General features: G+C 59.5%; 3 protein-coding genes. 1 reads left to right on the top strand and 2 read right to left on the bottom strand.

Annotation, left to right across the window (positions count from 1 at the left end; all coding sequences use genetic code 11):
• Positions 1-124: 124 nt before the first annotated feature.
• Entirely contained in the window at positions 125-1,081 is a 957-nt protein-coding gene (locus H7698_RS19585; RefSeq protein WP_194692526.1) for an alpha/beta hydrolase, read from the top strand.
• Between the two features lie 312 nt (positions 1,082-1,393).
• On the opposite strand, the gene H7698_RS19580 is transcribed toward H7698_RS19585, so the two are convergent.
• On the bottom strand, positions 1,394-3,856 hold the full coding sequence (locus tag H7698_RS19580; protein ID WP_194692525.1) for a TonB-dependent siderophore receptor: 2,463 nt from the start codon (positions 3,854-3,856) through the stop codon (positions 1,394-1,396).
• 314 nt (positions 3,857-4,170) lie between these two features.
• Positions 4,171-5,820, bottom strand: a complete 1,650-nt coding sequence (locus H7698_RS19575; protein ID WP_194692524.1) for a cyclic peptide export ABC transporter — start codon at positions 5,818-5,820, stop codon at positions 4,171-4,173.
• Positions 5,821-5,968 lie beyond the last annotated feature (148 nt).

Below are 5,968 nucleotides of genomic sequence, written 5' to 3'. Positions count from 1 at the left end.
AAGCGCGGCTCGGAAGACGGGACGAATAACGTTTGTTAATGGGGTTCGCTGACTCCCCTCACCACAGGGTTGTCGCTGATTTCAAAATTCTGTATTGACCTATTTGTGTAGAAGGATTCATCCCATGCCTGTTTTGCCAGAACTCGAAGCATTCCTCGAACTCGCCGAGTTCGGCCGCATGACCGGCAAGAGCCGCGCCATGCACGAACTCACCCCGGAGCAGGCACGGATCGATTTCGAAGCCTCCTCGGGCTTCCTCGATACACCGCTGGAATCGGTGTCCTGCCAGTCACTCACGATCACCGCGCGAGACGGCTTCAGCCTGCCGGCGCGGTTGTATCGTGACGGCCAGGGAGGCGACGGCTTGCAACCCGTGGTGCTGTATTTTCACGGCGGTGGCTACGTGGTCGGCAGCCTCGACTCTCACGATGCGCTGTGCCGACGCCTGACCGCGCAAGGCGGGTTCGCCCTGTTGACGGTGGATTATCGTCTGGCCCCGCAATGGCGTTTCCCGACCCCGGTGCAGGACGCTTGCGATGCCGGCAACTGGCTGGTGCGCGAAGGTGCGCGACACGGCCTCGATGCCACACGCGTGGCGTTGGCCGGCGACAGCGTCGGTGCCACGTTGGCCACGGTCCTGTCGATCATGGCCGTGCGTGAACCGGCCGAACTCACACTGAACCCCAGGGCCCAGGTGCTGGTGTACCCGGTCACCGATGCCACCACCCAACGCGCGTCTCATCGGGATTTCGCCGAAGGCTACCTGCTCGAAACCCCGACCCTGGACTGGTTCTACGCCCACTACAGCCGCACACCCGCAGACCTCGCCGACTGGCGCTGCTCACCATTGCTGGCGCCTGACCTGTCAGGCATCGCCCCCGCCCTGGTCTACCTCGCCGGACATGACCCCTTGCACGACGAAGGGCTGGCCTACGCTGAGCGACTGCGAGAAACGGGGAACGAAGTGACGCTGCTGGAACAGCCAGGCATGACCCACGACTTCATGCGCATGGGCGGGTTGTTGAGCGAAGTGGAGGGGATTCATGCGCAAGTGGCAGAGTGGGTGCGTGCACGTTTGTGAGACGAAAAACCAAACCGCCGGCCCACATGTGATCCCGGATCTGCACGACCTGTGTGTTCACTGAAGATCAAATGTAGGAGTGAGCCTGCTCGCGATAGCGACATGACAGGCACCTTTGAGTGACTGTTGGTCCGCTATCGCGAGCAGGCTCACTCCTACAGGGTTTGGTGCTGATCACAAGATCCAGCCACACCACCGCTCACTGTGGGAGCGGGCTTGCTCGCGAAGACGGCATCACATTCAGCACTAAACCATCACCCAAAAAAATGCCCGCCTCTCACGAAGCGGGCATTTCTCATTTCAGCTTATCGTTCAGAAATCATACTTCGCGGTCAGCTGCAGGTTGCGCGGTTCGCCGTAGAAGGTGGTGTCGAAGTTACCCAGGCCCGTCAGGTATTTCTTGTCGAAGACGTTGTTGGCATTGACGGTGAAGCTCAGGTGATCGTCGTACGCGTAGCGGGTCATCAGGTCCACGAGGGTGTAGCCGGCTTGCTTGATCTGCGTGTAGTCGCCAGCAGGTGCGCTGTAGATCTTGCCGTAGAACGCACTCTGCCAGCTCACGCCGCCACCGATGGTCACCTGGTTCAGCGCGCCAGGCAGGCGATAGGTAGTGAACGTGCGAACAACGTGTTCAGGCTTGGACGTGGACAGCGGGTAGCCGAAGATGCGCTGCTCGTCCTGGTCACGAGTACGTGCATAGGTGTAGCCGGCAGACACGTTCCAGTCTGGGGCCACTTCGCCAGCCAGTTCCAGTTCGACACCGTTGGTGGTGGCGCCGTCGATGGCCTTGTAGATGCCTTCGTTGGTGACCGGGTTGGTGCCGATCGATTCAGCGACGTTGTCCTGCTCGATACGGAAGAACGCCAGGCTGGCGTTCAGCTTGCCTTCGAAGTAGGCCGCTTTCAGACCGGTTTCATAAGCATTGCCTTCCACCGGCGCCAGGGTCGAACCGTTGACGTCCTTGTAGATCTGCGGCTGGTAAATGCTGGTGTAGCTGCCATACACCGAGTACGTGTCGTTCAGGTCATAGACCACACCGGCATAGGGCGTGACGACGCCGTGTTCCTTGTAGCTGGCGTGGGTGTCGTCCAGACCCGCACCCGGGTTATAGGAATAATCTTCGTTGTACTTGAAGGTGCTCAGACGGCTGCCGAGGATGAACGATAGGTCGTCGGTCGGACGCAGGCGAGTGGCGAGGTAGATGCCGTTCTGGCTCTGAGTACGTTCGTATTTGCCGTTTTTCGGAAACTCCTGCTTGGGCAGGGTACCGTTCCAGTCATAGATGCTGCCCGGGACCATTTCGAATGCACTGGTATCGAACGTCGCGCCGGTCTGGCGCGAATGCGATGCCATGAACCCGGCGACCAGTTCGTGCTCGCGACCGCCGAGGGTAAACGGTCCGGACACGTTCACGTCTGCCGTGTCCTGAACGCGATGGCCTTCCCAGCGACCCCAGTAGAGAAACATGCCTTCGCCGGTGGCGCGATCAGGGTTGCCGCCGCTGGCCGAGGCCAGTTGGGTATCGTGATCGGTGGTTTTCTGGTTGAGGCTGAGCTTGAGTTTCCAGTCGTTGGCCAGCGCCTGTTCGAGGGACGCGAAGTAGGTGGTGGTGTCGAAGTCACGACGGCTCCAGTCGGCGCCCGGGTTGAAGCTGCGAGAGAAGTCGGTGCGACCGCCATCGGAGAAGTACACCGGGTTACCGGTCCAGGAAGAACCGCGTGGGGTCACGCTTTGATTGTCGATGCCGAAGGTCAGCAGGGTGTCGTCCGTGAGATCGGCTTCGAGGATGCCGTAGTACACGTCCTTCTTCTGGCTGTAGTGATCGATGTAGGAATCTTTGTCCTGATAGGCGCCGACGAAGCGCCCACGCACGGTGCCGGTATCGTTCAGCGGACCGGAGATGTCGCCTTCGGTACGGTAGTTATCCCACGAGCCTGCAGTGCCGGTTATCGATGCCTTGAATTCCTTGGTCGGTTTTTTGCGCACCAGATTGACCGTTGCCGAAGGGTCGCCCGAACCGGTCATCAGGCCAGTGGCGCCCTTGATGACTTCGACACGGTCATAAGTCGCCATGTCGACGTGCGTTGCACCTTCGTCGTACACGCCGTCGTAGATGGTGTTGACGCCGTCGTACTGGAAGTTGGTGATGGCAAAACCGCGGGCCGAGTACTCGGTACGGTCGCTGTCATATTGCTGAACCGAGATGCCGGGTGTGTTGCGCAGTACGTCAGCGATGCTCTGGGCACCGCGATCGTCCATCTGCTGACGCGTCACCACGGTCACCGATTGCGGCGTTTCACGCAGGGTCAACGGCAGCTTGGTCGCCGTAGTCGTCGCACCGGTGGTGTAGGAGCCGGTGTCTTCAGTGGTCAGGCCCAGGGCCTGGCCGGAAATGGTGGTTGCGCCCAGTTGCAGGCTCGCGCCGCCACCGGACATCAGGGTCACGGTGTTGCCGTTGATCTGGAACGAGATGCCGGTGCCCTTGAGCAGTTCCGACAGGGCTTGCGACGGCTCCAGCGAACCGGACACAGCGCGGGATTTGATCCCTGCGACCTGGTCCGGGCTGTACAGAATCTGCAGATTGGTCTGCATGCCCAGCTCGGTGAGTGCGCTGGACAGTGGCTGTACCGCAATACTCACTTTTACAGGTGCAGCATTGGCCATCGAGCTCCCCAGCAAGGTGGCGCTCAGCAATACGCTGGTGAACAGGGTGCGATGCAAAGTCGGGCGCTTTACGGCCAGCGCGAGAGGTGTGCGGCGTGTGAGAGGTCGCATTACGTACCTGAGCTCCTGAAAAAGTGTTGTGCAGCGTTTTTTGTTAATAAGAATGATTATTAAGACGGGGCGCAGACAGGAAACCGGAAAAAAAACTGGAAATAATTTTGAAATGAAGACATGAGCCGGTTCTGTGGCAAGACGCTTACCTGAGGTGAAGTCATTGTGGCGAGGGGATTTAGCGAAACGTCGCACCGCCCCGTTGGGCTGCGCAGCAGCCCCAAAAAAAGGACTGCTTCGCAGCCCAACGGGGATGAATCCCCTCGCCACAGGTAATCCATCACCATCAATCAATGTTCAGTCCGGCACGGGTATCAGGCCGGGGCGAGTTCGGTGATGACCCGTCCGCTTTCCATCCGCACCAACTGATCCGCTACATCGAAATACCGGTCATCGTGGGAGATCACGATGATGGTCTTGCCCAGGCGCTTCAGGTCGGGCAGCAGCTCGGTGTAGAAGATTCGCCGGAAGGTCGGGTCCTGATCCGCCGCCCATTCGTCAAACACCAGCACCGGACGTTCCTCGAGCCAGGCATTCACCAAGGCCAGGCGTTTGCGCTGGCCGGTGGACAGGTCGGTGGTGGTGAAGCTGCCGTCCTTGACGCTGACCTTGTGCGAAATCTCCAGCCGTTGCAGGTACTTGTTGGCATCTTCGGGAATGTGTTGGTCGCCCTGAACCACATCATCGAACAAGTAGTAGTCAGCAAAGATCGTGGTGAACAACTGGCGGTAGTCGTCGCGGTTCTGTGCGTCGATCGCCTCGCCATTGACGCAGATTTCCCCTTGCTGCGGCGTGTACAGCCCCAGCAGCAGCTTGATCAGCGTGGTCTTGCCGCAGCCGTTTTCGCCGACGATAAAGGTGATGTCGCCTTGCTTGATCGTCAGGTTCACCGGCCCCAGCTGGAAGGGCGCAGCACCTTCGGCGGCAGGGAAGGCGAAACGCACATCGGCGAGTTTCAGTTCGTGCACCGCTTGTTTGACCTGCCCCTGATCGCTCAGGAGCAGATGCGGTTCGGGGGTGGAAAATTGCTCCGACAGTTCGGCGATCCGGCGGAAGGCAATTTGCGCGCGGCTGACAATCGGCAGGGTGCTGATCAAATGTTCCAGCGGACCTTTCATGTACAGCAGCACCAGCACAAAGCCGCTCATCACGGTTTTATCAGCGCTCGGCCAGTAGGTTTGCAGTGCCAGTGCCAGGCCGATCACCACGAAGAACAGCATGGAACCAAAGGTTTTGGCGATGACAAAGGTGTTGATCGAGCGCACCTGGGTGTTGCAGATGAATTCGGCCGTGGACTTGATCCCCGAGACGAACATGCGTTGGCGGCGTGGGCGATGAATACGCAGTTCCTTGGCACCTTCGGCAATCGCGTTGTAGTGCTTTTGCAGCTCATCTTCGGCATCGCGGGCGGCCATGAAACCTTGCACACCCTTGCTTTGAGCGTAGGCCTGGATGGCTGTGCCGATCAGGATCGCAGCGACCATGATCAGGAACATCGGCCACGACAGCATCGCCAGATAACCCATGCAACCCAAGGTCACCGTGACGGAAATCGCCAGTGGCGCGAAGGCAAACGCGAAGTCGCTGATGGTGTCGACGTCGTGAGTCAGCACCGGAATCAGGCGGTGGCTGCGATAGCGCTCGATCTGTTCAATGGGCGCCGACAGGACCTTTTCACCCAACTGTTTACGCAGCTTGGCGATGATGTGCTGGCCGACGTAATTGGTGCCGATGTCCGAGCAGATCGAGCTGGCCAACGCCAACAGGCACAGCCCCGCGAACAACGCGACCACGCCTTGGGTCAGGCCGGTGTCCGAATGCAGGGCGTTGTTGATGGTCGCCAGCAAGACCGTGACGCTCAGACCGCCGACCATGCCCAGGAAAATGGACGCAGCGACGATGAGTCGAAACGGTTTCAGCAAGGCGAACAACTCGCCGATGGCGCCACGGGGAGGCTGGGTCATGGAAGACAGTTCCTTGGGTGTAAAGGCAGATACCCAGTAGAACGTCTGGTCGCAGGCTTAATTTAGAGGGGCGCCGACTGGCGGGTATCGCGACTCAAACACATGACCCTGTGGGAGCGAGCTTGCTCGCAATAGCGGACTATCAGCC

This window comes from Pseudomonas sp. p50(2008) (assembly GCF_015351605.1).
Classification (GTDB): domain Bacteria; phylum Pseudomonadota; class Gammaproteobacteria; order Pseudomonadales; family Pseudomonadaceae; genus Aquipseudomonas.
Note: the sequence above shows the minus strand (reverse complement) of the source record. Positions and strands in the feature narration are given on the sequence as shown.